General features: G+C 66.5%; 20 protein-coding genes. 8 read left to right on the top strand and 12 right to left on the bottom strand.

The features are described 5' to 3' along the window. Positions 1-3: 3 nt before the first annotated feature. The 3 genes from rsmG to AC1DZY_RS12140 are packed head-to-tail and all read left to right on the top strand — an operon-like array spanning position 4 to position 2,387. The gene (rsmG, locus tag AC1DZY_RS12150; RefSeq protein ID WP_476820367.1) at positions 4-639 is read left to right on the top strand and encodes a 16S rRNA (guanine(527)-N(7))-methyltransferase RsmG; all 636 of its coding nucleotides are present in this window, start codon (positions 4-6) and stop codon (positions 637-639) included. A 3-nt stretch (positions 640-642) separates the two neighbouring features. Continuing rightward, on the top strand, positions 643-1,473 hold the full coding sequence (locus AC1DZY_RS12145; protein WP_476820366.1) for a ParA family protein: 831 nt from the start codon (positions 643-645) through the stop codon (positions 1,471-1,473). 35 nt (positions 1,474-1,508) lie between these two features. Next, positions 1,509-2,387 carry a ParB/RepB/Spo0J family partition protein gene (locus tag AC1DZY_RS12140; protein WP_476820525.1) on the top strand — a complete coding sequence of 293 codons (879 nt, stop codon included), beginning with the start codon at positions 1,509-1,511 and terminating at the stop codon, positions 2,385-2,387. Here AC1DZY_RS12140 and holA read toward each other — a convergent pair whose 3' ends face one another. From holA to leuS, 3 genes are read right to left on the bottom strand one after another with little or no spacing between them, the layout of a single operon-like run. Continuing rightward, positions 2,388-3,419, bottom strand: a complete 1,032-nt coding sequence (gene holA / locus AC1DZY_RS12135) for a DNA polymerase III subunit delta (RefSeq protein WP_476820365.1) — start codon at positions 3,417-3,419, stop codon at positions 2,388-2,390. Between the two features lie 16 nt (positions 3,420-3,435). Further along, a complete protein-coding gene (locus tag AC1DZY_RS12130; protein WP_476820364.1) occupies positions 3,436-3,939 on the bottom strand; it encodes a hypothetical protein in 504 nt (167 codons plus the stop codon). Positions 3,940-3,982: 43 nt separating this feature from the next. Further along, positions 3,983-6,607, bottom strand: coding sequence for a leucine--tRNA ligase (gene leuS, locus AC1DZY_RS12125; RefSeq protein WP_476820363.1), 2,625 nt, complete (start codon positions 6,605-6,607; stop codon positions 3,983-3,985). A 95-nt stretch (positions 6,608-6,702) separates the two neighbouring features. On the opposite strand from leuS, the gene AC1DZY_RS12120 reads away from it, so the two are divergent. Continuing rightward, positions 6,703-7,368: a YggS family pyridoxal phosphate-dependent enzyme gene (locus tag AC1DZY_RS12120; RefSeq protein ID WP_476820362.1), complete on the top strand. Its 666-nt coding sequence runs from the start codon at positions 6,703-6,705 to the stop codon at positions 7,366-7,368. Here the strand turns inward: AC1DZY_RS12120 and AC1DZY_RS12115 are convergent. Then, positions 7,365-7,934: a L,D-transpeptidase family protein gene (locus AC1DZY_RS12115; protein WP_476820361.1), complete on the bottom strand. Its 570-nt coding sequence runs from the start codon at positions 7,932-7,934 to the stop codon at positions 7,365-7,367. The two genes, AC1DZY_RS12120 and AC1DZY_RS12115, sit on opposite strands and share 4 nt — an antisense overlap. 81 nt (positions 7,935-8,015) lie before the next feature. Between AC1DZY_RS12115 and AC1DZY_RS12110 the strand changes: the two genes are divergently transcribed. Next, the gene (locus tag AC1DZY_RS12110) at positions 8,016-8,702 is read left to right on the top strand and encodes a response regulator transcription factor (RefSeq protein WP_476820360.1); all 687 of its coding nucleotides are present in this window, start codon (positions 8,016-8,018) and stop codon (positions 8,700-8,702) included. Between the two features lie 5 nt (positions 8,703-8,707). Beyond that, complete coding sequence (locus AC1DZY_RS12105) at positions 8,708-9,172, top strand: cyclic nucleotide-binding domain-containing protein (protein ID WP_476820359.1); 465 nt, start codon at positions 8,708-8,710, stop codon at positions 9,170-9,172. A 7-nt stretch (positions 9,173-9,179) separates the two neighbouring features. Here AC1DZY_RS12105 and xth read toward each other — a convergent pair whose 3' ends face one another. From xth to tesB, 6 genes are all read right to left on the bottom strand, one after another. Beyond that, the gene (gene xth / locus AC1DZY_RS12100) at positions 9,180-9,995 is read right to left on the bottom strand and encodes an exodeoxyribonuclease III (RefSeq protein WP_476820358.1); all 816 of its coding nucleotides are present in this window, start codon (positions 9,993-9,995) and stop codon (positions 9,180-9,182) included. A gap of 156 nt (positions 9,996-10,151) precedes the next feature. Then, a complete protein-coding gene (locus AC1DZY_RS12095) occupies positions 10,152-10,985 on the bottom strand; it encodes an outer-membrane lipoprotein carrier protein LolA (RefSeq protein WP_476820357.1) in 834 nt (277 codons plus the stop codon). Positions 10,986-11,178: 193 nt separating this feature from the next. Beyond that, positions 11,179-13,746 carry an FtsK/SpoIIIE family DNA translocase gene (locus AC1DZY_RS12090; protein ID WP_476820356.1) on the bottom strand — a complete coding sequence of 856 codons (2,568 nt, stop codon included), beginning with the start codon at positions 13,744-13,746 and terminating at the stop codon, positions 11,179-11,181. 187 nt (positions 13,747-13,933) lie between these two features. Next, a complete protein-coding gene (locus AC1DZY_RS12085) occupies positions 13,934-15,421 on the bottom strand; it encodes an ammonium transporter (protein ID WP_476820355.1) in 1,488 nt (495 codons plus the stop codon). Positions 15,422-15,449: 28 nt separating this feature from the next. Continuing rightward, positions 15,450-15,788: a P-II family nitrogen regulator gene (locus AC1DZY_RS12080; protein WP_476820354.1), complete on the bottom strand. Its 339-nt coding sequence runs from the start codon at positions 15,786-15,788 to the stop codon at positions 15,450-15,452. A gap of 238 nt (positions 15,789-16,026) precedes the next feature. Then, a complete protein-coding gene (tesB, locus tag AC1DZY_RS12075; RefSeq protein WP_476820353.1) occupies positions 16,027-16,893 on the bottom strand; it encodes an acyl-CoA thioesterase II in 867 nt (288 codons plus the stop codon). Between the two features lie 118 nt (positions 16,894-17,011). On the opposite strand from tesB, the gene AC1DZY_RS12070 reads away from it, so the two are divergent. After that, positions 17,012-18,274, top strand: coding sequence for a ubiquinone biosynthesis hydroxylase (locus AC1DZY_RS12070; RefSeq protein WP_476820352.1), 1,263 nt, complete (start codon positions 17,012-17,014; stop codon positions 18,272-18,274). Between the two features lie 66 nt (positions 18,275-18,340). On the opposite strand, the gene AC1DZY_RS12065 is transcribed toward AC1DZY_RS12070, so the two are convergent. Then, the gene (locus tag AC1DZY_RS12065; RefSeq protein WP_476820351.1) at positions 18,341-18,544 is read right to left on the bottom strand and encodes a Trm112 family protein; all 204 of its coding nucleotides are present in this window, start codon (positions 18,542-18,544) and stop codon (positions 18,341-18,343) included. Between the two features lie 29 nt (positions 18,545-18,573). Beyond that, the gene (locus tag AC1DZY_RS12060) at positions 18,574-23,421 is read right to left on the bottom strand and encodes an NAD-glutamate dehydrogenase (RefSeq protein ID WP_476820350.1); all 4,848 of its coding nucleotides are present in this window, start codon (positions 23,419-23,421) and stop codon (positions 18,574-18,576) included. A 224-nt stretch (positions 23,422-23,645) separates the two neighbouring features. Between AC1DZY_RS12060 and AC1DZY_RS12055 the strand changes: the two genes are divergently transcribed. After that, positions 23,646-24,194 carry a peroxidase-related enzyme gene (locus tag AC1DZY_RS12055; protein ID WP_476820524.1) on the top strand — a complete coding sequence of 183 codons (549 nt, stop codon included), beginning with the start codon at positions 23,646-23,648 and terminating at the stop codon, positions 24,192-24,194. Positions 24,195-24,351: the final 157 nt, after the last annotated feature.

The raw sequence follows: 24,351 nt of genomic DNA, 5'->3' as shown, positions 1-24,351 counted from the left end.
ATTGTGGATAACGAAGATCGTGCCAATGCTTTGCGCTTGACGCCTGTTTCACGTGAAACAGAGGAGCGTCTGGCGCTGCTGGTCGCCGAGTTGAGGCGCTGGCAGCTGGCCAAGAATCTGGTCTCCAACGCGACCCTGAGCGATGTCTGGACGCGCCACATCGCCGATTCGCTCCAGCTCTTTGCTCTCGCGCCGGACGCGGAGACCTGGCTCGATCTCGGCTCGGGAGGTGGATTTCCCGGCCTTGTGATCGGTATCTGCCTGGCTGAGCGGAGCCATGGGCATATCCATCTGGTCGAGAGCAACGCCCGGAAATGCGCTTTCCTGCGCCATGCGGCCCGGCTGACGCATGCGCCGGTGACAGTCCATAACGCTCGGATCGAAGATGTCATCGACTATTTCAGCGGTAAAATCGACGTCGTCTGCGCCCGCGCGCTGGCGCCGCTGCCGCTGCTGTTGGACTGGTGCAAAGAGCTGTTGAGAACAGGGGCGCTTGGTCTCTTTCCCAAAGGACAACATCTAGATGCGGAATTGACCGACGCGTCTAAATATTGGAAGATTCAGGCCTCAGCGGTTTCATCCGTGACCGATGCCGCCGCCCGGATCCTGATGGTTCGCGCGGCCGAGAAACAGGCCTGATCCATGACCGATCTTACGCCGATCGCGCTGCCCCGCCGCCCGCGGGTGCTGGCGCTCGCGAATCAGAAGGGCGGCGTCGGCAAGACGACAACGGCGATCAATCTTGGAACGGCGCTGGCCGCGATCGGCGAGAAGGTGCTGATCGTCGACCTCGATCCGCAAGGCAATGCTTCGACCGGGCTCGGGATCGACCGCAAGAGCCGGCGCTCGTCGACCTATGATGTGCTCTGCGGCGATGTCGGCCTCGGCCAGGCCATGCAGGAAACCGCTGTTCCCGGCCTGTTCCTGGCGCCGTCGACGCTCGACCTGCTTGGCGTCGAGCTGGAGATTGCCTCGGCGAAGGACCGCGCCCAACGGTTGAAGCATGCCATCGACGAGCTGGTCTACGACCAGCGCTGCTCGGACCTGACCTATATCCTGATCGACTGCCCACCTTCGCTGAGCCTGATCACGATCAACGCGATGACGGCGGCCGACGCGGTCCTGGTGCCGCTGCAATGCGAATTCTTCGCGCTGGAGGGCTTGAGCCAGTTGCTGAAGACCGTCGAGCAGGTTCGCAACGGCCTCAATCCGCGCCTGATCATTCAGGGCGTGGTGCTGACGATGTACGACCCGCGCAACAATCTTTCCGGGCAGGTCATGGCCGACGTCCGCGATTTCCTTGGCGACAAGGTCTATGAGACCGTGATTCCGCGCAATGTCAGGGTCTCCGAAGCGCCGTCCTACGGCAAGCCGGCCTTGCTCTACGATCTGCGCTGCTCAGGGTCGCAGGCCTACCTCAAACTGGCCTCCGAAGTGATCAAGCGCGAGCGCCTGCTTCGGGCCGCTGCGTAACCACCGATTCAAGACGAGGATTCAAGAGGATGGCGATGGCCGAAGAACAGGGGCGTTCACGCCTGGGCCGTGGTCTGGCGGCGCTGATCGGCGATGTCGGCGAGGAAATCGGCGCGATCGACCGGGCTCGCGGTCAGCGGCGCGTTCCCGTCGAGTTCCTGCGTCCGAGCCAGCGCAACCCGCGCCGCGCCTTCAAGGAGGAGGAACTCGAGGAGCTGACGGCTTCAGTCCGGGAGCGCGGCATCCTGCAGCCGATCATCGTCCGCACGATCAGCGGCATGCTCGATGCCTATGAGATCATCGCCGGCGAAAGGCGCTGGCGCGCGGCGCAGCGCGCCGGGTTGCACGATGTTCCGGTGATTCTGGTCGAGGCCAACGATCGCGAAGCACTTGAGATCGCGATCGTCGAAAATGTCCAACGCGCCGATCTCAATGCCATCGAAGAGGCTGCAGGCTATGAGCGCCTGATCGCCGAGTTCAGCTATACCCAAAACGACCTGGCGCGCGTCATCGGCAAGAGCCGCAGCCATGTCGCCAATACGCTGCGATTGTCGAAGCTGCCCGAAACCGTGCGCAACATGGTCAGCGAAGGCACCGTGTCGGCCGGCCATGCGCGTTCGCTGTTATCTGTTTCGGACCCGGAACTGATGGCGCGCAAGATCGTCGACGAAGGCCTGAGCGTTCGCGATATCGAGCGCATCGTCCAGGGCGAAGCGCGTGGCGAAAGCAAAAGCGTGTCGGGCAAGCCAAAGCTCGACAAGGATCCCGATACGCGGGCCGTCGAGAAGGCGCTGGAGGAGGCGCTTGGGCTTTCGATTTCGATCACACATCGCGCCAATGGCAGCGGCGAGGTCAAGATCGGTTACAAGACGCTCGAACAGCTCGATGCGCTTTGCCGCCGGCTGAAGGCCTGATCAGTCGCCGCGTGCGCCAACTCTCGCCATGCGCGCTAGCGTCCACAGGGCGCGCGCCGCCGTTGGGCGCGCCATTTCACCGTCGCGACGGACGGCGGCCGTGGCCGTCCCAAGCAAGGCAGCGGCTTCGGTCAGCTTCGGCGATGTCCAGGCCGTCAGCGCCGCTTCAGTGGCGGCGACGCGCGGATAGGGTAGCCTCATGCCGGCGACCGTGTCCTTGACGCCCCGCCCGCCATCGATCGCCTGCCGCAGCTTGAGATAGGTTAGTGCCTGGCGCAGGACCGCGCCGAGCATGACGCCGGCGTCGAGACCCTCGCCGCTCAGCTTGGAAAAGGCGAGATCGAGCGCCGGCAGCTTACCGGCGAAGACCGCCTCGACGAGCGCCGCCTGTTCGCGCTGGGCGGTGTCACCGACGATCGCCTCGATATGCTCGTCGGTGATGGCGGCATCGGGGCCGGCATAAAGCAGCAATTTCTCCACCTCGCGCCGCGAGGTCTGGCGATCGCCGCCAAGCAGGCCAGCGAGATGGTCGCGGGCTGTGCGGTCGATCGTCTTGCCGGCGGCTCGGACCATTTCGTCGATGAGCCCGCCGAGATCGCGCGCGCCATCGCCATAGCAGGGCACCGCGAGGGCCGTGCGCGCGCGCTCGCAGGCGGTGCGGAGCGGGTTGGTGCGCTGGAGATCGCCGGCCTCGACGATGACGATAGCGTCGCGAGATGGGGTCGCGAGCAGCGGCTCGACGGCCGCCGTCAAAAGCTTGCCGGTGGGCGAGACCCGAATCGCGCGCCTGCCGCCGAACAGACCGATGGTGTTGGCCTCGTCGACGAGTTTCAGCGGATCGGCGGCAATCTCGTCGCCACTCATCCGGACGAGCTGGAAAGCGTCGTCGGCGTCGTCGACATTGGCCCGGGCGAGCGCTGCGGCACGTTCCGAAACGAGACCTGCGTCGGGGCCATAGAACAGGAACAGCCGCCAGGCCGGGTCGAGCCGGGCCAGCGTGCGATCGGCCTCATGCGCCTTGACGGCTGCCATGCCAGGCGCTTCCGCGTCAGCTGGAGGTGAGGTCGGCGGCGATCTGCCCCTTGATCAGCTGGGCGAGACTCTTGGCCGCCCGGATCTGGGCATCGCGCGCGGCGCGGACCGTGGCGAAACGCTGCGACGAGCGCTCATAGGTGGCGCGCGCGGTGTTCGTGCCGTAGGCGACCGTCTGGCCGTTGTCGATTCGCTTCAGAGTCCAGGTTGCAGTCGCAACGAGGACTGCCGAATCGGCGCGCCCATTGGCGTAATCGACGGTCACGACCTGGATCGATTCGGCGACGGCCGTGTTGAACGTCAGACGCTTCTGCGCATCTGGATCGCCGCCGCCATCAAACTCGAATGCGAGCTCATTGCGCAGATAGTGGCCGACCAGCCCTTTGATCTCGGGGATGTYGATGCTCTTCAGCGCGGAACCGACGCTGCCGCCGATGGCGCTCGTCGTGCTCTCGGCATAAAGCGGCCGCAGACAGCCGCCCGCGAAGGCAGCCGCCAGCAGCGCGCCTACGAGCAACATGCGGCGAGCCGGAACCGGCGCTCGCAAACCCTGCGTTTCGGCGTCAGGCAACGACATTCACGATTCTCCCGGGCACCACAATGATCTTCCGGATCGCCCGGCCGTCGAGCGCCTTGATCACGGCCTCCGACGCACGCACGATCGCCTCGACGACGACAGTATCGGCATCGGCCGGTACGGTCACCTCCGCGCGCTTCTTGCCGTTGAACTGCACGGGCAGCAGCAGGCTGTCATCCTTGAGCAGGGCCTCGTCGGCCACCGGCCAAGCAGCTTCACCGACAAGCTCGGGCTGTCCCAACGCCTGCCAGCAGGATTCGGCGAGGTGCGGCATCATCGGCGCAACAAGCTGCGTTGCGATGATGGCGGATTCATGCAGCGCGAAGGCGACATCGGGTGCAAGCGCGGCCTGCTCGGCAGCGGCGTCGAGCGCTTTGCCGATCGCATTGGTCAGCGTGTAGATATGGGCGACGCAGCGGTTGAAGCCGAGCCTCTCGATATCGCCACCGACGGCATGCAGCGCGCGGTGGCTGGCCTTGCGAAGAGTGAGCGCGGGTTCGCCGATCGCTGCCGGCTTCGCGACAGCATTGCCGGTGCGCTCGGCGATCTCGCCGATCAGCCGCCAGAGCCGCTGGACGAAGCGCGCGGCGCCCTGGACGCCTTCGTCGGTCCAGATCACGTCGCGATCGGGCGGCGAATCCGAGAGCATGAACCAGCGCGCGGTGTCGGCGCCGTATGAAGCAATAATATCGTCGGGATCGACGACATTCTTCTTCGACTTCGACATCTTCTCGATCGCGCCGATCTCGACCGGAGCTCCCGTATCGACATGGAAGCCGCGCCGCTCGGACCCGGTAGCCTCGATGCGGACATCGCCGGGTTCGACCCAGGTCCCATCCACAGCGCGATAGGTCTCGTGTACCACCATGCCCTGCGTGAACATGCCGTCGAAAGGCTCGTCCAGCCCGGCATGGCCGGTCGCCTTCATGGCGCGGGTGAAGAAGCGCGAATAGAGCAGGTGCAGGATCGCGTGCTCGACGCCGCCGATATACTGGTCGACGGGCAGGAAGCGATCGACCACGGTGCGGTCGGTCGGCGTATCCGTCCGCCAGGGGTCGGTGAAGCGGGCGAAATACCAGGACGAATCGACGAAGGTGTCCATCGTGTCCGTCTCGCGGCGCGCATCCTTGCCGCATTGCGGGCAGGTGACATGTTTCCATGTCGGATGGTGGTCGAGCGGGTTGCCCGGCTTCTCGAAGGAGACGTCGTCGGGCAGCGTCACCGGCAGATCGGCGTCGGGCACCGGCAGCGTGCCGCAATCGGCGCAATGGATCACCGGGATCGGGCAACCCCAGTAGCGCTGGCGCGAGACGCCCCAGTCGCGCAGGCGGAAATTGACCTTGCGCTGCGCCACCGGGCGATTGCCGCGCGTCTTGCCTTCGAGCTTCAGTGCGACGTTCTCTTTCGCCTCCGGAATGGTCAAGCCGTCGAGGAAGCGCGAATTGATCATGCGGCCATCGTCAACATAGGCCGTGTCGGTGATGACGAAGCCTGCCGGATCGGCGCCTTCTGGCGCAACGACCGGGAGATTGCCGAGGCCGTATTTGTTGACGAAGTCGAGGTCGCGCTGGTCATGGGCCGGGCAGCCGAAAATCGCGCCGGTGCCATACTCCATCAGGATGAAATTGGCGACATAGACCGGTAATGTCCAAGACTTATCAAGCGGATGCACGGCGCGCAGGCCAGTGTCGAAACCGAGCTTCTCCGCCTTGTCGATCGCCTCCTGGGCGGTGCCGGTGCGCTTGCAATCCTCGATGAAGGCCTGCAGCGCCGGGTTGGTCGCGGCCGCCGCCTTGGCGAGCGGATGGTCGGGCGCCACCGCCATGAACTTCGCGCCAAACAGCGTGTCGGGCCTTGTCGTGTAGATCTCCAGCTCGTCGAAGCCCAAGGCATTCGATTCGAGAGCGAAACGAATCAGCAGCCCCTCCGAGCGGCCGATCCAGTTCTTCTGCATCAGGCGGACCTTGTCGGGCCAACGCGACAGGCCTTCCAGCGCGTCGTGCAGTTCCTGCGCATAGGCGGTGATCCTGAAGAACCACTGCGTCAGCTCGCGGATCTCGACCTGGGCGCCGGAGCGCCAGCCGCGGCCGTCAATGACCTGCTCATTGGCGAGCACGGTCTCGTCGACGGGGTCCCAGTTGACCCGCGCGGTCTTGCGGTCGACCAGCCCGGCCTTGAGAAAATCGAGGAACAGCTTCTGCTGGTGCTTGTAGTAGCTCGGGTCGCAGGTCGCGAGTTCCCGGCTCCAGTCGAGCGACAGGCCCATCGACTGCAATTGCGTGCGCATCGCCGCGATATTGGCGTAGGTCCATTCGCGCGGATGGACCTTGTTGGCCTTGGCGGCGTTCTCCGCCGGCAGCCCGAACGCATCCCAGCCCATCGGATGCAGGACGGCAAAGCCTTTGGCGCGCTTGTAACGCGCGACCACGTCGCCCATCGCATAGTTGCGGACATGACCCATATGGATGCGCCCCGACGGATAGGGGAACATCTCGAGGACGTAATAGCTCGGCCGCGTATCGTCGTTGCGGGTCTCGAAGAGCTTGCGCTCTTCCCAGACGCGGCGCCATTTCGGCTCGGATTCCTTGGGATTGTAGCGTTCGACGGCCATGAGAGCATGCAATTGTTGCGTGAGCGAAGTGAGCCGGACTAGGACACGATTGCGCGCGCGGGGTCAACGCCGCGTGCGGGCTGGAAGGATTGCAGATGAACGACACCGTGCAGCGCCTTGCCGCGACGAAAAGCGCGATCGCGCGAGCGGCCGATGATTTCGGGCGCAAACCCGAAGAGGTCACGCTGATCGCCGTGTCCAAGACCATGCCGGCCGAGGTGATCGAGCCCGCGCTCGCCGCCGGGCAGCGCATCTTCGGCGAAAACTACGTCCAGGAAGCCAAGGCCAAATGGCCGGCCCTGCGCGAGCGTTTCCCCGATGCGCAGGTCCACATGATCGGGCCACTGCAGTCCAACAAGGCGCGCGACGCCGTCGAACTGTTCGATGCGATCCATTCGCTCGACCGAATCAGCCTCGCCAAGGAACTGGCCCGCGAGATCGCGCGCAGCGGCAAGGCCCCGCGCCTCCTCGTCCAGGTCAACACCGGCGACGAGCCTCAGAAAGGCGGCGTGAGTCCTGCCGAAATCGATACCTTTCTCGAGACCTGCCGTGTCCATCACGGCCTCGTCGTCGAAGGTTTGATGTGCATTCCGCCCGCCGATGAGCCGCCATCGCCGCATTTCGCGCTGCTGGCGAAGATCGCGGCGCGCCACGGCCTGCGCGAATTATCGATGGGCATGAGCGCCGACTACGAGGCCGCGATCCAGCTGGGCGCGACCTATGTTCGCGTCGGCAGCGCGATCTTCGGCGCGCGCGGCTAGCCGATCCGCATCGTGCAATGCCGCGCTAGACGCGGCAGCACCTTCGCGAAGACATGGCCCTCGACCGCGACGCAGCCGGCCGTGGGCGTGAAGCCTGGCCGGGCGAGATGCCAGAAGATCGCGCTGCCGCGCCCGCGCCGCACCGGTGCGTCGTTCCAGCCGAGTTCGACGATGACGTCGTAGAGATGGTCCTCGCGCTGGAGCCGTTCCTCGGCCTGCCCCGGCGGGCGGTCTATCAGCCGGTTGTAGCGGCGGTCGGCAGTGTCATCGCACCAGGCGTCGCGGGCGGTGATGGCGCGGACGGGCAGGAGGGTGCGCGGTCGGGGCAGACGTCCGGCGCGATAGAGCACGCTGCGCAGCGGCAGGCGGGCTTGGGGCGTGCCGCCATCGCCCTCGCGCTTGGCGACGACCACACCGGAGCGACCGAGCGCGCAGGGAAAGATCGCATTGCCGGCGATCAGGAAGCCCCGCCTGCGGTCGGTGACGGAGACCACGACGCGCAGCCAGGTCAGCCGGCGTCGGGGCGAGCCGGGTTCCTGCGTGACGGCGCGCTCAACTATTCTCACGGTATTTCCATCCGGCGTGACTTGCGGTCACGAATCAGCGGGCTCATGGTGCCTCACCCGCAACATTTCGATCGATCTTTCATGTCCGCCGTCCATCATATCCTCCTTGTCGACGACGACCAGACATTGCGCGAGGCGCTGGCCGAGCAGCTTTCGCTCTATGACGAGTTCAAGATCTCGACTGCGGGCACCGCGACGTCCGCGGTCAAGGCCGTGCAGGCCGAGCGCATGGACCTCGCGGTGATGGATGTCGGCCTGCCCGACATGGATGGGCGCGAAGCCGTCAAGATCATGCGCAAGAACGGCTTCAAGAGCCCGGTGATCATGTTGACCGGCCAGGGTTCGGACGCCGATACGGTGCTCGGCCTTGAAGCCGGCGCCAACGACTACGTCATCAAGCCGTTCAAGTTCGCCGTGCTGCTGGCGCGGATTCGCGCTCACCTGCGCCAGTACGAGGCGAGCGAAGACGCGGTCTTCCAGGTCGGCCCCTACACCTTCCATCCCGGCTCGAAGCTGCTTGTCAGCGAGAAGGGCTCGAAGACAAAACTGACCGAGAAGGAAACCGCGATCCTGCGCTTCCTCTATCGCGCCGGCCGCAAGCCGATCGCCCGCGAAATCCTGCTCCAGGAGGTCTGGGGCTATAATTCGCAGGTCACGACCCATACGCTCGAGACGCATATCTACCGGCTGCGCCAGAAGATCGAACCCGATCCGGGCAATGCGCGCCTGCTCGTGACGGATGCGGGCGGCTACCGCCTCAATCCCTAGACCTTATGGCGCTTGACGACGATATCGCCCTGCTGGCCCGGCAGCCGCTGCTGGGCCTGATGGAGCGCGATGCTCTGCGGCTCGTCGCCTTCGCCGCCGAAAGCCGCATCCTGCGCGCAGGCGACGTGCTGTTTCGCAGCGGCGACATGTCGGACGGCGCGCTGCTGATCGTTTCGGGCGCTGTCGCGCTGATGACGGGCGATGACGGCGCACCGGCCGACGAGATCGTCGGGCCGGGTGCGCTGATCGGCGAGCTCGCCTTGTTCACCGCGATCCAGCGGCCGCTGACGGCGGTTGCGCGCGAGCCGACGCAGATGATGAAGCTGTCGCGCAGCGTGATGCGGCGGGTGCTGGCCGAATTTCCGGGTTCGGCGCAGGCGCTGGCCGACGCCGTTTCCGACCGGCTGCGTCAGTTCGCGGCCGAACTCGGGCCGATCGGCGACGCGCTGGCGGCGATCGACCGGCCCTGATCGGGGTTCAAAGCTCCAGCGTCACCGTGACGGGCACGTGATCGGAGGGGCGCTCCCATCCGCGCGCCTCGCGCAGGAAGGTGAGATCGCGCAGGGCCGGCTTCAGGCCGTCCGAGAGCCAGATATGGTCGAGGCGGCGGCCGCGATTGGACGCCTCCCAGTCGGCGGCGCGGTAGCTCCACCAGCTGTAGAGTTTTTCCGGCTCGGGGCGCAGCGTGCGGGCGGCGTCGGTCCAGCCGAGCTCGGAGCGCAGCTTCTCCAGCGTCGTGGTCTCGATCGGGGTATGGCTGACCACGTCGAGCAATTGCTTGTGGCTCCAGACATCGTGCTCATAGGGCGCGATGTTGAGGTCGCCGAGCAGGATGCTGGGACGGTTGGTCGGCTTCTTCGTCATGCCCCAGACGCCGATCTCGTCGAGGAAAGCGAGCTTGTGGGCGAATTTGACGTTCTTCTCGGGGTCGGGAATGTCGCCGCCGGCCGGAATGTAGAAATTGTGGATCGCGACGCCGGCAGCCGCGCCCGCGCCCTTGTCGAGCACGACGGTCATGTGGCGTGCGTCGTTCCTGCCGCACATCGCCATCGCGTCCTTCTCGCTGAAGGGCAATTTCGAGACGATGGCGACGCCGTTATAGCCCTTCTGGCCGATAAAAGCCTGATGGACGTAGCCGAGCTTCTCGAACGCTTTTGCGGGATACTGCTCGTCGGGTGTCTTGGTCTCCTGCAGGCACAGGACGTCGGGCGCATGCGTGGTCAGGAATTCTCCGACCATGCCGATGCGGAGCCTGACGGAGTTGATGTTCCAGCTGGTGACGGTGAGTTTCACGCAAGGTTTCCGGGCTCGAAGGGCTGCCGGAAACTGGTTCGGGGCGTGGGGAAAAGCAAGCGTCCTGTCTCTACCCGCGCCGTCATTCCGAACAAGCCGCGCTTCGCCCGGAACGACTACGCGTCAGGGACGAAAGAGCGATTTGACCCGCGCGCCCTACAGAACCCGCTCGTAGTTGATCACGAAGTTCTTCGGGTCGGGCCGGCGCTGGGTGTCGAGATTGTAGAGCGAGACCGAGGTCTCGTAGCCCTGCGGGTCGATCACCACCCATTGCCGGAGTTCGTTGGCGGCGAGGTCGTAGTTCAGCGTGATTTTCGAGGTTCCGCCCAGCGTCGAGCGGTCCTCGATCTTGACCGAGAGCATGTCGCCCTTGGTGCTGACGCCGGTGACGATCGAATCGCGCGACAGATCCATGCGTTCCTTGAGCAGGAACTTCAGCGGGGTCTGGCCGATCGAATAGAGATCCTGCGTCGCCAGCTTCTTGTCGCGGATGGCGACGGAGGTGCCGTCGGCGATCACCTCCATGGTCACCGGCGGGCGATATTCGAAGCGCATCTTGCCGGGGCGCTGGATGTAGAGCTTGCCCTCGAAGCGGCGGCCATCGGCGGCGAACTGGATGAAATCACCCTGCAGATTGGCAAAGCCGTTGAAATAGCCGTTCAGCTTCTCGACCGCGTCGGCCTGCGACAGCGGCGTCGACGAGCGCGCGGCCGGCTTGGCCGGTGCGGCCGCGACCCGGACCGGTTCGGCGGCCGCGGTCTGGACCGGGGCGTCTTGCGCCGAAGCCGTGGCGCTGCGCGGCAGGCCGAGCCCTTCCGGGCGGACAGGTGGCAGTCGCGCACCGCGCAGCGCCGTGGGCTTGGCAGCCGCGATCGCCTGCTTCGACGGCTGCAGATTGAGCGGCTGGGCCGAGAGCCCGCCGGCGGACGCGGCGAGGCCAAGCACGACAAGCGCGCTGAGCCTGGTCCGCATCGAGGATTTGCTGGTCATGAGCATGAAGCTCCAGTGCTTTCGGCCAGTCCGGCCCTGATCATCACGCCTTTGCGGGCGCATCGCAACGTATGGGGTCGTGGAACGAACCCGCCGCTCCGGTCAACGCGCCGCGAAGCCCCGAGGTTGCAGCGCCGTCGTGGCAATTTGAGGACGGGCCCGTCGCTGTTCTGGCGCGGGCCTCCGATCGCGCTCAATCCTCGTCCTCGCGGGCGCGGCCGGTCTCGACCAGGATCTCGCGCTTGCCGGCATGGTTGGCCGGGCCGACGATGCCCTCGTTCTCCATCCGCTCCATGATCGACGCCGCGCGGTTGTAGCCGATCTGGAGGCGGCGCTGGATATAGGAGGTCGAGGCCTTCTTGTCGCGCAGCACGACCGCGACGGCCTGGTCGTAGGGGTCGTCGCTCTCGGCCTGGCCCATACCGGTCTTGTCGAAGACCGCGCCGTCCTCGGCCTCCTCGCCTGCCGGCTCCTCCTCGGAGGTGACGGCTTCGAGATATTGCGGGCGTCCCTGCGTCTTCAGATGCGCGACGACCTTCTCGACCTCGGCGTCCGAGACGAAGGGGCCGTGGACGCGGGTGATGCGTCCGCCGCCGGCCATGTAGAGCATGTCGCCCTGGCCGAGCAGCTGCTCGGCGCCCTGCTCGCCGAGGATCGTGCGCGAATCGATCTTGGAAGTGACCTGGAAGGAAATCCGGGTCGGGAAATTCGCCTTGATCGTGCCGGTGATGACGTCGACCGAGGGCCGCTGCGTTGCCAGCACGACATGAATGCCGGCCGCGCGCGCCATCTGGGCGAGGCGCTGGATCGTGCCCTCGATCTCCTTGCCGGCGACCATCATCAGATCGGCCATCTCGTCGACGATGACGACGATGTAGGGCAACGGATCGAGGTCCATGACCTCTTCCTCGTAGATCGCCTCGCCGGAATGCTTGTCGAAGCCGGTCTGGACGGTCCGGGTGATGACTTCGCCCGCCGCCTTGGCCTCGCCGACGCGGGTGTTGAAGCCGTCGATGTTGCGGACGCCGACCTTCGACATCTTCTTGTAGCGCTCCTCCATCTCGCGCACGGCCCATTTCAGGGCGACGACCGCCTTCTTCGGGTCGGTGACGACGGGGGTGAGGAGGTGCGGGATGCCGTCATAGACGGAGAGTTCGAGCATTTTTGGATCGACCATGATCAGCCGGCATTCCTCCGGCTTCAGCCGGTAGAGCAGCGACAGGATCATGGTGTTGATCGCGACCGACTTGCCCGAGCCGGTAGTGCCGGCGACGAGCAGATGCGGCATCTTGGCGAGATCGACGATCACCGGCTCGCCGCCGATGGTCTTGCCCAGCCCGAGTGCGAGCTTGTGCTTGGAGCTCTCGAAATCCTGGCTCGCCAGCAATTCGCGCAGGAAGACGGTTTCGCGCTTGGCGTTGGGCAGTTCGATGCCGATGGCGTTCTTGCCGGGAATGACGGCGACTCGCGCTGCGATCGCGCTCATCGAGCGGGCGATGTCGTCGGCGAGCGAAATCACGCGCGAGGATTTGGTTCCGGGCGCGGGTTCGAGCTCGTAAAGCGTCACGACCGGGCCGGGCCGGACCTGCGTGATCTCGCCGCGCACGCCAAAATCCTCGAGCACGCCTTCGAGCAGCGTCGCGTTCTGCTCCAGCGCGTCGGTCGAGATCGCGTTGGCGGGCAGCTTCTTGGGCTCGGCGAGATAGGTCAGGGGCGGCAACTCGAACGCGTCGCGGTCGAGCAGCGAGGGCTGCGCCTCGCGCAGGATGCGCTTGCCGGGCTTGGGTGCGACCGGCATGGCGGTGACGCGCGGCGCGTTCAGATCGCGCAGATCGGTCGGCTCGTCGTCGTCCTCGGGGAAATCGGCGGGTTCGGGCCGCGCTGCGCGGGACACGGGCAGCGGCTCCGGTGCAAACGGCGCCATGGCTGGCGCGCGCGCCGAGGGCTCGGCGAATTGCGGCTCGCGGCGTACGCGACCCGCGGCAGGCGCCGCGCCCGCCGATCCGGCGTTGGTGACGGGTTCGGGAGCCTGGGGCAGGCGGCGCAGGATCATGCCCCGCAGCGCCATTGCGCCATGGGCGAGCCAGCCGATCAGGATGACGGCGATGCCGGGCTCGTCATTGCGCCGGTCCTCGCTCTCATTCCAGGATTCGTCGTCGCTCTCGGCTTCGGCGACCGGGTCCTCGTCGGTGACGAAGCCGAAGCCGGCGGCAGCCGTGACCGCGAGAATGGCGATGCCGGCATAGAGGAAGCCGACAAGGCCGCCGAGCGCATTGCCGGCTATGCCGGCGAGGTTACGTGTGCCGAACAGGAGCCCATCGCCGATGACGCCGCCCATGCCGGTCGGCAGGGGCCAGCGCGGCGTGGCGGGCAGGGCGCTGGCGACGGCCGCGGTCGCGGCGATGCCGACGATCCAGAGGCCGAGCTTGAGCGCGCCACGATCGAACAGGTGAATCCGGACCAGCCGCAGCGCCCAGGTCAGTGGCGGAAACAGCATCGCGACGACGCCAAGGCCGAGCAGCTGCATGGCGAGGTCGGCGACCATCGCGCCGGGTCGGCCGAGCCAGTTCCTGACCGCGCCGCTGGTGGCGTTGTTGATGCTGGGGTCGTCGACTGACCAGGTCGCAAGCGAGACGGCGACGGCCGCAGTCAGGGCAAGCAGGCCAAGGCCTGTGAGTTCGGCGGCGCGACGCGACAGGAACTCCCGCACCGGATCGGGCAGGCGGTCCATCAACGAGGAGGAACGTCTTGTCGTGCGCATGCAGGGTGCCGTGTTTCGCAACGTCGGGCCGCAACGGTCCGGCCCGTCCGGTCACGTTAGGAAGCGCAGGTTAAGACCCGCTTAACCTTGGCCTGTGCGGCGCATCCGATACCGGCTCCGCAATGAAAAACCCCGGCGGTTGCCCGCCGGGGTCGATGTTTCACGTGAGACGTTGAGCGAGGCTGGCTCAGTCGTGATAGGCGCGCTCGCCATGCTCCGCGATATCCAGACCTTCGCGCTCCTGATCGGGCGTGACGCGCAGGCCGACGATGACGTCAACGATCTTGTACAGGATCAGCGAGCCGACGCCGCTGAAGACCAGCGTGACCAGCACCGCCTTGACCTGGGACAAGAATGCGTCTCCCAGCACATAGGCGCCGACGGCGAGCTCGCCGGGCTTGGTCGAATAGTCGGGGATGCCGACGCCGCCGAGATCGACGTTGACGAGGATGCCGGTCGCGAGCGCGCCGATGATGCCGCCGATGCAGTGGATGCCGAAGACATCGAGCGAGTCGTCATAGCCGAGCGCATTCTTGACGCTGGAGCAGAAGACGAAGCAGACGATGCCGACGACGAGGCCGAGCACGATCGAGCCCATCGGGCCGGCAAAGCCCGAGGCCGGCGTGACCGCGACGAGGCCGGCGACCGCGCCCGAGACCATGCCGAGCATCGAGGGCTTGCCCTTGACCGCCCATTCGACGAAGAGCCAGGCAACCGCCGCCGCCGCGGTGGCGACGAAGGTATTGACCATGGCGAGCACTGCGGTGCCGTTGGCCTCGAGGTTCGAGCCGGCATTGAAGCCGAACCAGCCGACCCAGAGCAGCGCGCCGCCGATCAGGGTCATGGTCAGGGAGTGCGGAGCCATCAGCTCCTTGCCGAAGCCGATGCGCTTGCCGAGCAACAGGCAGCCGACCAGGCCGGCGATGCCGGCATTGATGTGCACGACCGTGCCGCCGGCGAAGTCGAGCGCGCCCCACTTGAACAGCAGGCCGGCATCGGCGTTGACGGCGTCGAGCGCCGCCTGGGCCGCGGCCTTGCCATCGGCGGGAGCCTCAGCCAGCGCCTTGGCGGCGGCGCCGACGGCGTCCGGGCCGCCCCAGTACCAGACCATATGGGCCATCGGGAAATAGATGAAGGTGACCCAGAGCACGGTGAAGAGCAGCAGCGCCGAGAATTTCATGCGCTCGGCGAAAGCGCCGACGATGAGGGCCGGCGTGATGCAGGCGAAGGTCATCTGGAAGCAGATGTAGAGCAGCTCGKGGATGACGACGCCGTTGGAGAAGGTCGCGGCTGTCGAGTTCGGGTCGATGCCCTTCAGGAAGGCCTTGGAGAAGCCGCCGACATAGTCGTTCAGGCCGCCGCCATTGGTGAAGGCGAGCGAGTAGCCGTAGATCACCCAGATCAGGCAGACGATGCTGACGATGGCGAAGACCTGCGTCAGGACGGAGAGCATGTTCTTGGTGCGCACGAGGCCGCCATAGAACAGCGCCAGGCCCGGAATGGTCATGAGCAGGACGAGGACCGTCGAGCTCATCATGAAGGCGACGTCGCCCTTGTTGGGCACGAGCGCGGGGGGCGTTGCAGGCGCCGCTGCGGTCTGGGCGAGCGCGGCGCCGGCGACCGCGGCAAGCGCGAGCCCCGCAAGTCCGGCCCGGCTGAGGGTCTTGAAATTCATTGCTGGAAACTCCTGAAGGATCGCTGGCTCAAAGGGCGTCGCTGTCGGTTTCGCCGGTGCGGATGCGCACGGCTTTCTCGATCGACGAAACGAAGATCTTGCCGTCGCCGATCTGGCCGGTCCTGGCTGCCGCCGTGATCGCCTCGATCACCTTGGCGACGAGTTCGTCGGACACGGCGACCTCGATCTTGATCTTCGGCAGGAAGCTCACGGCGTATTCGGCGCCACGGTAGATTTCCGTGTGGCCCTTCTGGCGGCCATAGCCCTTCACTTCGGTCACGGTCAGGCCGTGCACGCCGATGGCGGTGAGCCCGTCGCGCACCTCCTCCAGCTTGAACGGCTTGATGATAGCCATCACGATCTTCATTGCAGGGTTTCCCCGTTTACGCCGCCCGGAAGTCAGCCCCGGCGATCTTGTTGCGCCTCGCGCACCTGTCGGAAGCCGGCGCGCGTCGTGGGTCGTCAATTCAAGGCGCGTGCCAACTGCCGCATTGCAGCATCAGCGGTTGAATCGCCGAATCAGTGCCGACGCCCGACGTTGAACAGTCGGGCGCGCTCAAGGATTGTGCAAATGGCTAATGATTGAGCGGATGCTTAGAAAGCATTCAGCCCCGGTCGGGCCGTGGCCGGATCAGGCCTTCCTGCGCCACGGACGCGACAAGCCGTCCCTGCCTGTCGAAGACCAGCCCGCGCGAAAAGCCGCGCGCGCCCGAGCTGGAAGGGCTGTCCTGCGAATAGAGCAGCCAGTCGTCGGCGCGGAAGGGGCGGTGGAACCAGAGCGCGTGGTCGAGGCTGGCGCCCTGGATCGTCTTGTCGAAGACGGTGGTGCCGTGCGCGATCAGGCTGGAATCGAGCAGCATCAGGTCCGACGCATAGGCGAGTACGCTCTGGTGGATCGCGGGCTCGTCCGGTAAGGGCTGCATCGCCTTGATCCAGACATTGAACTTCGGCTCCATCTTGCCGCCGGTGATGTAGCGCTCGATCTCGACAGGCCTGAGCTCGATAGGCCGTTCGCGCTCGTAATAGGCCCGTACGAGCGCGGGCATGTGCGGCAGCACGCTGCGTTTCATCTCCTCGCGGTCGGGCAAATCCTCGGGCATCGGCACGTCGGGCATGGGCATCTGGTGCTCATAACCCTCCTCCGCGACCTGGAACGAGGCCGACATCGCAAAGATCGCCTCGCCCTTCTGGATCGCCAGTACGCGCCGCGTCGTGAACGAGCGGCCGTCGCGCAGCCGGTCGACCTCGTAGACGATCGGGATCTGCGGATCGCCCGGCAGCAGGAAATAGGCGTGCAGCGAATGCGGCTCGCGTCCCTCGACCGTCTTGCAGGCGGCGTAGAGCGCCTGGCCGATGACCTGTCCGCCGAAGACGCGGCTCCAGCCGACATCGGGGCTGCGACCACGGAACAGATTGCGTTCGAGCGGCTCGAGGTCGAGAATCGACATCAGGGAGTCGCTGATCTGGGACATGTTCCGGAGGCTCGTTGACGGGCTGGCCGAAAGGCCTGACCGCATCAGCACCAACGCGCCGGGCGTCGTCAAGCCGTTGCGGCTGCGGAGGCCGTCATCGGCTGGGGAGTGTGAAGACATGGGATCTCGGGCGGATTTGCCGCGCAACCGGATCGTGATCGCGGGCGGCGGCATTGCCGGCCTCTCGCTGGCGCTGGCGCTGAAGCAGGCGCTGGGCGAAGCGTTCGACATCGTGCTGGCCGATCCGGCGCTGGCTGGTCCGGTTGCTGCTCCGCCGCGCCCCGACAACCGCGCCTATGCTGTCGCCGCCGCGGCGCAGAGGATGCTGCAGTCGCTGGGAATCTGGGAGGCGATTGCCGCCACCGCGCAACCGATGACGCAGATGCTCGTCACCGACAGCCGCGGCACGGATGTGGTGCGCCCGGTCTTCCTGACCTTCGACGGCGAGGTCGAGCCCGGTCAGCCTTTCGCCCATATGGTCGAGAACGCCGCGCTTCTGGCGGCGCTGCTCGAAGCCTGCCGCGCAGCCGGGGTGGTGTTGCGGCCCGAGGGCGTCAGGCGCTTCGAGAGCGGGGAAGCGCAGGTCGATCTGCTGTTCGCCGGCGGCGAGCGCTTGCAGGCGGCGCTGCTCGTCGCTGCCGATGGGGCGCGCTCGAAACTGCGAGAACAGGCGGGCATAGGCTGGGTCGGCTGGGCCTATGAGCAATCGGGGCTGGTTGCGACGCTTGGCCACGAGCGGCCCCATGGCGGCCGCGCCATCGAGCATTTCCTGCCGTCGGGACCGTTCGCGATCCTGCCGCTCAGCGATGGCGGCAGCCTTGGTCACCGCTCATCGATCGTCTGGACCGAACGCACGGAGAATGTCCCGGCGCTGCTCTCGCTTGATGACGCCGACATGATGGAGGAAATCGAGCGTCGCTTCGGGCTCGAACTCGGCGAAATCGCGCTTGAAAGCCGCGTCCAGGCGCTGCCGCTCGGTTTTGGGGTGGCGCGGCGCTTCGCTGGAGAGCGGCTGGCGCTGCTCGGCGACGCGGCGCATGTCATCCACCCGATCGCGGGCCAGGGCCTCAATCTCGGCCTCAAGGACGTCGCGGCGCTGGCCGAGGCGATCGTCGACGCCGCCCGGCTCGGGCTCGATGTCGGCGCGGCTGATGTGCTTGAAGACTATGAGCGGGCGAGACGCTTCGACACGGTCGCCATGGGCGCGGTGACCGATGGGCTCAACCGGCTGTTTTCAAACGACGCGACGCCGCTCAGGCTGGCGCGCGATCTCGGCCTCGGCCTGGTCGACCGTCTGCCGGGGCTGAAGCGTTTCTTCATCCGCGAGGCGGCGGGAATCGCGGGCGAAACGCCACGACTGCTGCGCGGCGAGGCGCTGTGAGCGCGCATTTTGCAACAACTTCGCCGTCATCCCGGGCTTGACCCGGGATGACGGCGTGTTTCCGCGTTAAACTTCCAGCGCCCTTGCTTCTTCCGGCAGCATGATCGGGATGCCGTCACGGATCGGATAGGCGAGTTTCGCCGCCCGGCTGATCAGTTCCTGCGCGGCTGCGTCATATTCCAGCGTGGTCTTGGTCACCGGGCAGACCAGGATTTCCAGCAGTTTCGGGTCGATGCGGGTCGAAATCGATTCGGATCCGGTGTCTGTCATGACGTTGTCTGGCCTTGGTTTCGTCTGGGTCAGGTCTTCCTGCGCGGCAGGTCGGCGAGCATGCCGGCGGCCACCATCAGCTTTGGCAGGGACAGGCCGGACATGGCAATGGCCTGCACGGTCGCGCGGGTGCGCTGGGCCTCGTCGCCGCGCTGCTCCAGCCAGCTGTCGAGCGTGCCCTTGCCGGCGGCGGCCCCGGCGATCTCCTGCGTCAGGCCGGCATGGGCGTCGACCAGCGTCTCGACGGCGCGCTCGCGGGCGAGGCGTTCGTAATCGTCCGTCGCCGGCACGGCCGCGGCGGAGTCTGCCAGGCTCGACAGGCCGAAAACCGAATCGACTCCGAAATGAATCTGCGCGACCTCGGCAATCCCGCGCTTGGTGCGTTCGGCGATGTCGACGATGTCGGTCGCCTGCGACAGCGCCGGCAGGCTGGCGATGCGGGCGGCCAGCACGTCCGGTACGCCCTCCGAGACCAGCACCGCGATGCGGGCCGTGCGCGCCTGCGCGACGGCATCGGGCAGGAGGCCATCGAGTTGGGCCGAGAGCGCGGCGACGCCCTTTGCGTAATGCGCGATCGTCTGTTCGATTGCGCCCGGTTTGGCGACGCCACGGCGCAGGAACCAGCTCATCCGGTCGGTGACGAGCTCCTGCGCCGCGCCGTAGAGCCCGAGCTGCGTCTTGCCGGGCACCTTTGCATCGAGCGCATCGATCGCGCCGTTCAGCGCGATCAGGTCGAAAGAATCGCGCGCGATCGCATAGGCTGCGGCAATGGCCGGCGCCTCGGCGCGGGTCTGGTCCTTCAGGGTCGAGACGATGGCTGGGCCGCCACGGTTGACGATGGCGTTGGCGAGCTGGGTCGCGACGATTTCACGGCGCAGCTTGTGGGCGGCGATTTCGGGTCCGTAACCGTCACGCAGCGCCTTGGGGAAATAACGGACCAATTCGCTGTTGAGGTAGAGATCGTCTGGCACGGGCGAATCGAGCAGCGCGTCGTGCAATGCGAGCTTGGCATAGGCGAGCAGGACGGAGAGTTCCGGCCGGGTCAGGCCCTCGCCGCGCTTCTCGCGCTCGGCGATGACGGCGTCGCTGGGCAGGTATTCGACCGAACGGTCGAGCCTGCCTTCGCTCTCCAGCGTCTGCATCAGGCGGCGCAGGCCCGGCGTCGCGCCAAGCCCCTGCGCTTCCGTCAGGGAGAGCGCCAGCGTCTGAAGATAGTTGTTGCGCAGCACGAGCAGGCCGACCTCGTCGGTCATCGTGGCGAGTAGCGTGTTGCGGTCGTCTTCCTTGAGGCGGCCATCCTTGACCGGGCCGGCAAGCGCGATCTTGATGTTGACCTCGACGTCGGAGGTGTTGACGCCTGCCGAATTGTCGATCGCGTCGGTGTTGAGCTTCACGCCCTTGCGCGCCGCCTCGATGCGCCCGCGCTGGGTCGCGCCGAGATTGGCGCCCTCGCCAATGACGCGGGCCCGGAGATCGCCGCCGGTGACGCGGATCGCATCGTTGGCGCGGTCGCCGACCTGCGCATCGGTTTCGTCGGAGGCGCGGATATAGGTGCCGATGCCGCCAAACCAGAGCAGGTCGATGCGGCTTTTAAGGATCGCCGTCATCAGCTCGGGCGGCGTGACCTCGGCTTTGGGCAGATCGAGCGCCGCCTGCATCGCCGGCGAGAGCGGGATGCTCTTGGACTGGCGCGAGAACACGCCGCCGCCAGCCGAGATCAGCGACTTGTCGTAGTCAGCCCATGACGAGCGCGGCAGGGCGAAGAGGCGCTGGCGTTCGGCCAGCGATTTCGCCATGTCCGGCTCGGGATCGAGAAAGATGTCGCGATGGTCGAAGGCGGCGAGCAGCCGGATCGCCGGCGAGAGCAGCATGCCGTTGCCGAAGACGTCGCCCGACATGTCGCCGACGCCAGCCACCGTGAAAGGCGTCGTCTGGATGTCGATGTCGATCTCGCGGAAATGGCGCTTGACCGCCTCCCAGGCGCCGCGCGCCGTGATGCCCATCTTCTTGTGGTCGTAGCCTTGGCTGCCGCCGGAGGCGAAGGCGTCGCCGAGCCAGTGGTGCTTTTCCAGCGAGAGCGCATTGGCGGTGTCGGAGAAGGTCGCGGTCCCTTTGTCGGCGGCGACGACGAGATAGGGGTCGTCGCCGTCATGGCGCACGGTGTCGGCAGGCGGGATCACGGTCTCGCCGTCGAGATTGTCGGTGAGTTCGAGCAGGGTGCGCACGAAGATGCGGTAGCTTTCGGTGCCCTCGGCGAGCCAGGCGGCGCGGTCGGAGGCCGGCGGCAATTGCTTGGGCACGAAGCCGCCCTTGGCTCCCACTGGCACGATCACGGCGTTCTTGACCTGCTGCGCCTTGACGAGGCCGAGCACCTCGGTGCGGAAATCCTGAGGCCGGTCGGACCAGCGCAGACCGCCGCGCGCGACCTTGCCGAAGCGCAGATGGATGCCTTCGACCCGCGGCGAATAGACGAAGATCTCGTAGAGCGGGCGCGGCAAGGGCAGCGAATCGAGCTTGGCGCATTCGTATTTGATCGAGATCGTGCCGCGCGGATGGCCGTCGGGACCGATCTGGAAGAAGTTGGTGCGCAGGCCGGCGTCGATCAGGTTGACGAGGCGGCGCAGGATGCGGTCCTCGTCGAGGCTGGTGACGTCGTTCAGCGCGGTCTCGATGCGCTCGCGCTCGGCCTTGACCTTGCCGTCGCGCTCAGTCTTGCCGAGGCGCGGGTCGAACTTCGCCAGGAAAAGCGCAACGAGGCCCGACGCGATGCCGGCATGGCGGGTCAGGGCGTCGGCGATGTAATCCTGTGCGTAGGGCGCGCCGACCTGCCGGAGATAGCGGCCAAGCGAGCGCAGCAGCGCCGCCTCGCGCCAGGCCAGCCCTGCCGCGAGCACGAGCTGGTCGAAGCGGTCGGATTCGGCGAGGCCCCGGAACTGCGCCATCAGCGCGGCCTCGATCGTCGGATCGAGGCGCTCGACGTCGATCGCGCTGTCGTCGGCGCGCTCCAGCGTCATGTCGTGCAGCCAGACGCGGGCGCCCTCCGAACCCTCGCCGGCTGCCGGCTGCGGCAGGATGTTGTAGGTTCGCTCGTTGACGACGCGGAAGCCCATGTTTTCGAGCACGGGCACGCGGGCCGACAGCGAGATCGCCGCGCCACGCGAAAACACCTTGAGGTTGGCGCGCGTCGCCGGGTCGCCCTCGCGGCGGTAGAGGTTGACCGCGCGCGAGCGCTCGTCGCTGAGCATCTGTAGCGTGTCGATGTCGACCAGTGCGTCGTCGGCCGAGAAGCGCTCGCGATAGGCTGCTCCGAAGGCTTCTGTGTAGCGCTCGACAAGCGCGCGCGCGGAGGGGCCGGCCTTCTGGCGATCGAGCACGTCCTTGAGCCCGTCGCCCCAGGTGCGCACGATCGCGCTGATGCCGGCTTCGAGCGTGGCGCGGTCGATCTTGGGGGTTTTGCCCTCGTCGCGGCCGATGATGTAATGGGTTCGCGCCAGCGGGCCGTCCGGATAGGTCGGATAGGCGGCGGAGATGCGGCCCTGGTAGATCCGGGCGAGGAACTCGCCGACGCGGCGGCGGACCTGCGTATCGTAGCGATCCTTGGGAATGAAAACGAGGATCGAGACGAAGCGGTCGAACTCGTCGACGCGGGCGAGCGCACGAATGCGGGGCCGCTCGGTCAGCTGCAGGATGTCGACGGCGAAGCTTTCGAGCGTGTCGGTGTCGATCTGGAAGAGTTCGTCGCGCGGGAAGGCGTCGAGCACATTGAGCAGCGCGCGGCCGGAATAGCTCGCGGCGTCGAAGCCGGTGTTCCTGGCGACGCGGGCGACCTTGAGGCGCAGATAGGGGATCGCGCGGGCGCTGCCGGTATAGGCGTTGGAGGTCAAAAGGCCGACGATGCGCAGTTCGCCGTCGAGCCGGCCATCGGGCGTGAACAGCTTCACGCCGACATAGTCGAGATGGACGCGACGATGGACGCGGCTCTTGACGTTCGCCTTGGTGATGATGAGCGCCTGCGGCTTGGCCAGGAACGCGCGGATCTCCGGCGTCGTGACGACCATTTCCTTGTTCTTGCGCAAGACGCGCACGGAGGGGTCGCGCAGGATGCCGAGGCCCGAGCCGTCGATCGGGTCGGCGGCGGCATCGCCGCCGGGGAAGCGGTAGGCGCGGATGCCGAGCAGGGTGAAGTTGTCGCCGGCGATCCATTCGAGGAACTGCAGGGCCTCTGTGACCTCGTCCTCGGCCAGCGGCGGCGGATTGGCGCGGTAGGCCTGGATCACCTCGGTGATTCGCCCGCGCATGGCGGCCCAGTCCTCGACCGCCAGCCCGACATCGGCATAGACGCGGTCGAGCCCAGTCTTGAGCTTCTCGCGCGTCTCGGCCGAATCGATCCGGTCGAGATGGATGTGGATCAGGCTTTCGCGGCGGGTGCCTTCGGGTGCGCGGCCTGCCGCCTCCCCGGCCAGCGACAGGAACTTGCCCTGCTCGTCGCGCGCGACGGCCAGGATCGGATGGGCGACGAGGCGGGGCTCGAAGCCCTGTTCGGCGAGTTCGGCCAGTGTCGAATCGAGCAGGAAGGCCTTGTTGTCGTTGACGACTTCGAGGATCGTGCTCTGGCGCTGGCGACCCTCGCTGTCGAAGGCCTCGTCGCGGAAACGCAGATTGATGGTTTCCGGCGGGCGCGCCGCCGTCAGGTGCTCGTAGGCCGCCGCCGCCGCCCGCGCCAGCATGTCCGGCGGCAGGGCGACCAGATCCTCGGCAACGACGCGCCCGAACAGCAGGCTCGGGAAGGTCGCCGGCATCGGTCCGCCCGCCTGTTGGGCTGCCGTCTCGATCGCCGCGACGGCCGCAACCGTCGCACTCGTTACCCGCTTGGCCATGCCTGCCCCCCACTGTTCTTTTGCCGCAGCGATGACATAGGCTGCGCGGCCTTTCAACTTTCGTCGCGATCAAGATCGCGGCAAGGCCAAATCCGACCCGCGACCCGACCGATCCGGCCGAGTTCCGGGCAAGAGACGACGCTGCAGGAGGAACCATGACGATCAAGCATGACAAACCGAAGGTGGGGGAGAGCCCGGCCCGTCAGGATGCGCCGCCGGCCGTGATGGCGCTGCCGCTTTCGCAGGGCGAACTCTCGGCGGAGAACCGGGCCTATTTCGACAAATGCCAGGAAAAGCTCGGCTTCGTGCCGAATGTGCTGGCGGCCTATGCTCATGATGACGCCAAGCTGACGGCGTTTGCGACCCTCTACAACGACCTGATGCTGGCGCCGTCGGGCCTGTCGAAGCTGGAGCGCGAGATGATCGCGGTCGCCGTTTCGGCGGTGAACCGCTGCTATTACTGCCTGACCGCCCATGGCGCGGCGGTGCGGCAGCTCTCGGGCGATCCGGTGCTAGGCGAACTGATGGTGATGAACTACCGCGCCGCCGAGCTCTCGACGCGCCATCGCGCCATGCTCGATTTCTCGGTGAAGCTGACGGAGACGCCCCATCTCATTGGCGAATCGGACCGCGATGCCTTGCGCAAGGCAGGCTTTGGCGAGCGCGACATCTGGGATGTCGGCGCTGTCGCCTCGTTCTACAACATGTCGAACCGGATGGCTTCGGCCGTCGATATGCGGCCCAACGCCGAATATCACCAGCAGGTGCGTTGACGAAAACGAACTTTGGCAAAGAAAAACGGCCAGCGCGGGCGCCGGCCGTGAGGTAGCCTCGAACTCGATTGGCCCGGCCCGCCTGAACTCCGGGGGGCTGGGGGGCTGACAAATCCGAAGATCGGCAGACCGGGCCGTCGAGGCAACATCGTCAGTT

It is taken from the genome of Allobosea sp. P2_A10 (genome assembly GCF_056405115.1).
Note: the sequence above shows the minus strand (reverse complement) of the source record. Positions and strands in the feature narration are given on the sequence as shown.

Excerpts from the sequence above, each read along its gene's own strand:
- AC1DZY_RS12110 (WP_476820360.1), top strand. The coding sequence starts at position 8,016 with ATGTCCGCCGTCCATCATATCCTCCTTGTCGACGACGACCAGACATTG.
- AC1DZY_RS12140 (WP_476820525.1), top strand. The coding sequence starts at position 1,509 with ATGGCCGAAGAACAGGGGCGTTCACGCCTGGGCCGTGGTCTGGCGGCG.
- AC1DZY_RS12095 (WP_476820357.1), bottom strand. The coding sequence starts at position 10,985 with ATGACCAGCAAATCCTCGATGCGGACCAGGCTCAGCGCGCTTGTCGTG.
- holA (WP_476820365.1), bottom strand. The coding sequence starts at position 3,419 with ATGGCAGCCGTCAAGGCGCATGAGGCCGATCGCACGCTGGCCCGGCTC.
- AC1DZY_RS12145 (WP_476820366.1), top strand. The coding sequence starts at position 643 with ATGACCGATCTTACGCCGATCGCGCTGCCCCGCCGCCCGCGGGTGCTG.
- tesB (WP_476820353.1), bottom strand. The coding sequence starts at position 16,893 with ATGTCCCAGATCAGCGACTCCCTGATGTCGATTCTCGACCTCGAGCCG.
- AC1DZY_RS12060 (WP_476820350.1), bottom strand. The coding sequence starts at position 23,421 with ATGGCCAAGCGGGTAACGAGTGCGACGGTTGCGGCCGTCGCGGCGATC.
- AC1DZY_RS12120 (WP_476820362.1), top strand. The coding sequence starts at position 6,703 with ATGAACGACACCGTGCAGCGCCTTGCCGCGACGAAAAGCGCGATCGCG.
- AC1DZY_RS12065 (WP_476820351.1), bottom strand. The coding sequence starts at position 18,544 with ATGACAGACACCGGATCCGAATCGATTTCGACCCGCATCGACCCGAAA.
- AC1DZY_RS12055 (WP_476820524.1), top strand. The coding sequence starts at position 23,646 with ATGGCGCTGCCGCTTTCGCAGGGCGAACTCTCGGCGGAGAACCGGGCC.
- AC1DZY_RS12080 (WP_476820354.1), bottom strand. The coding sequence starts at position 15,788 with ATGAAGATCGTGATGGCTATCATCAAGCCGTTCAAGCTGGAGGAGGTG.
- AC1DZY_RS12090 (WP_476820356.1), bottom strand. The coding sequence starts at position 13,746 with ATGCGCACGACAAGACGTTCCTCCTCGTTGATGGACCGCCTGCCCGAT.
- AC1DZY_RS12105 (WP_476820359.1), top strand. The coding sequence starts at position 8,708 with ATGGCGCTTGACGACGATATCGCCCTGCTGGCCCGGCAGCCGCTGCTG.
- leuS (WP_476820363.1), bottom strand. The coding sequence starts at position 6,607 with ATGGCCGTCGAACGCTACAATCCCAAGGAATCCGAGCCGAAATGGCGC.
- AC1DZY_RS12070 (WP_476820352.1), top strand. The coding sequence starts at position 17,012 with ATGGGATCTCGGGCGGATTTGCCGCGCAACCGGATCGTGATCGCGGGC.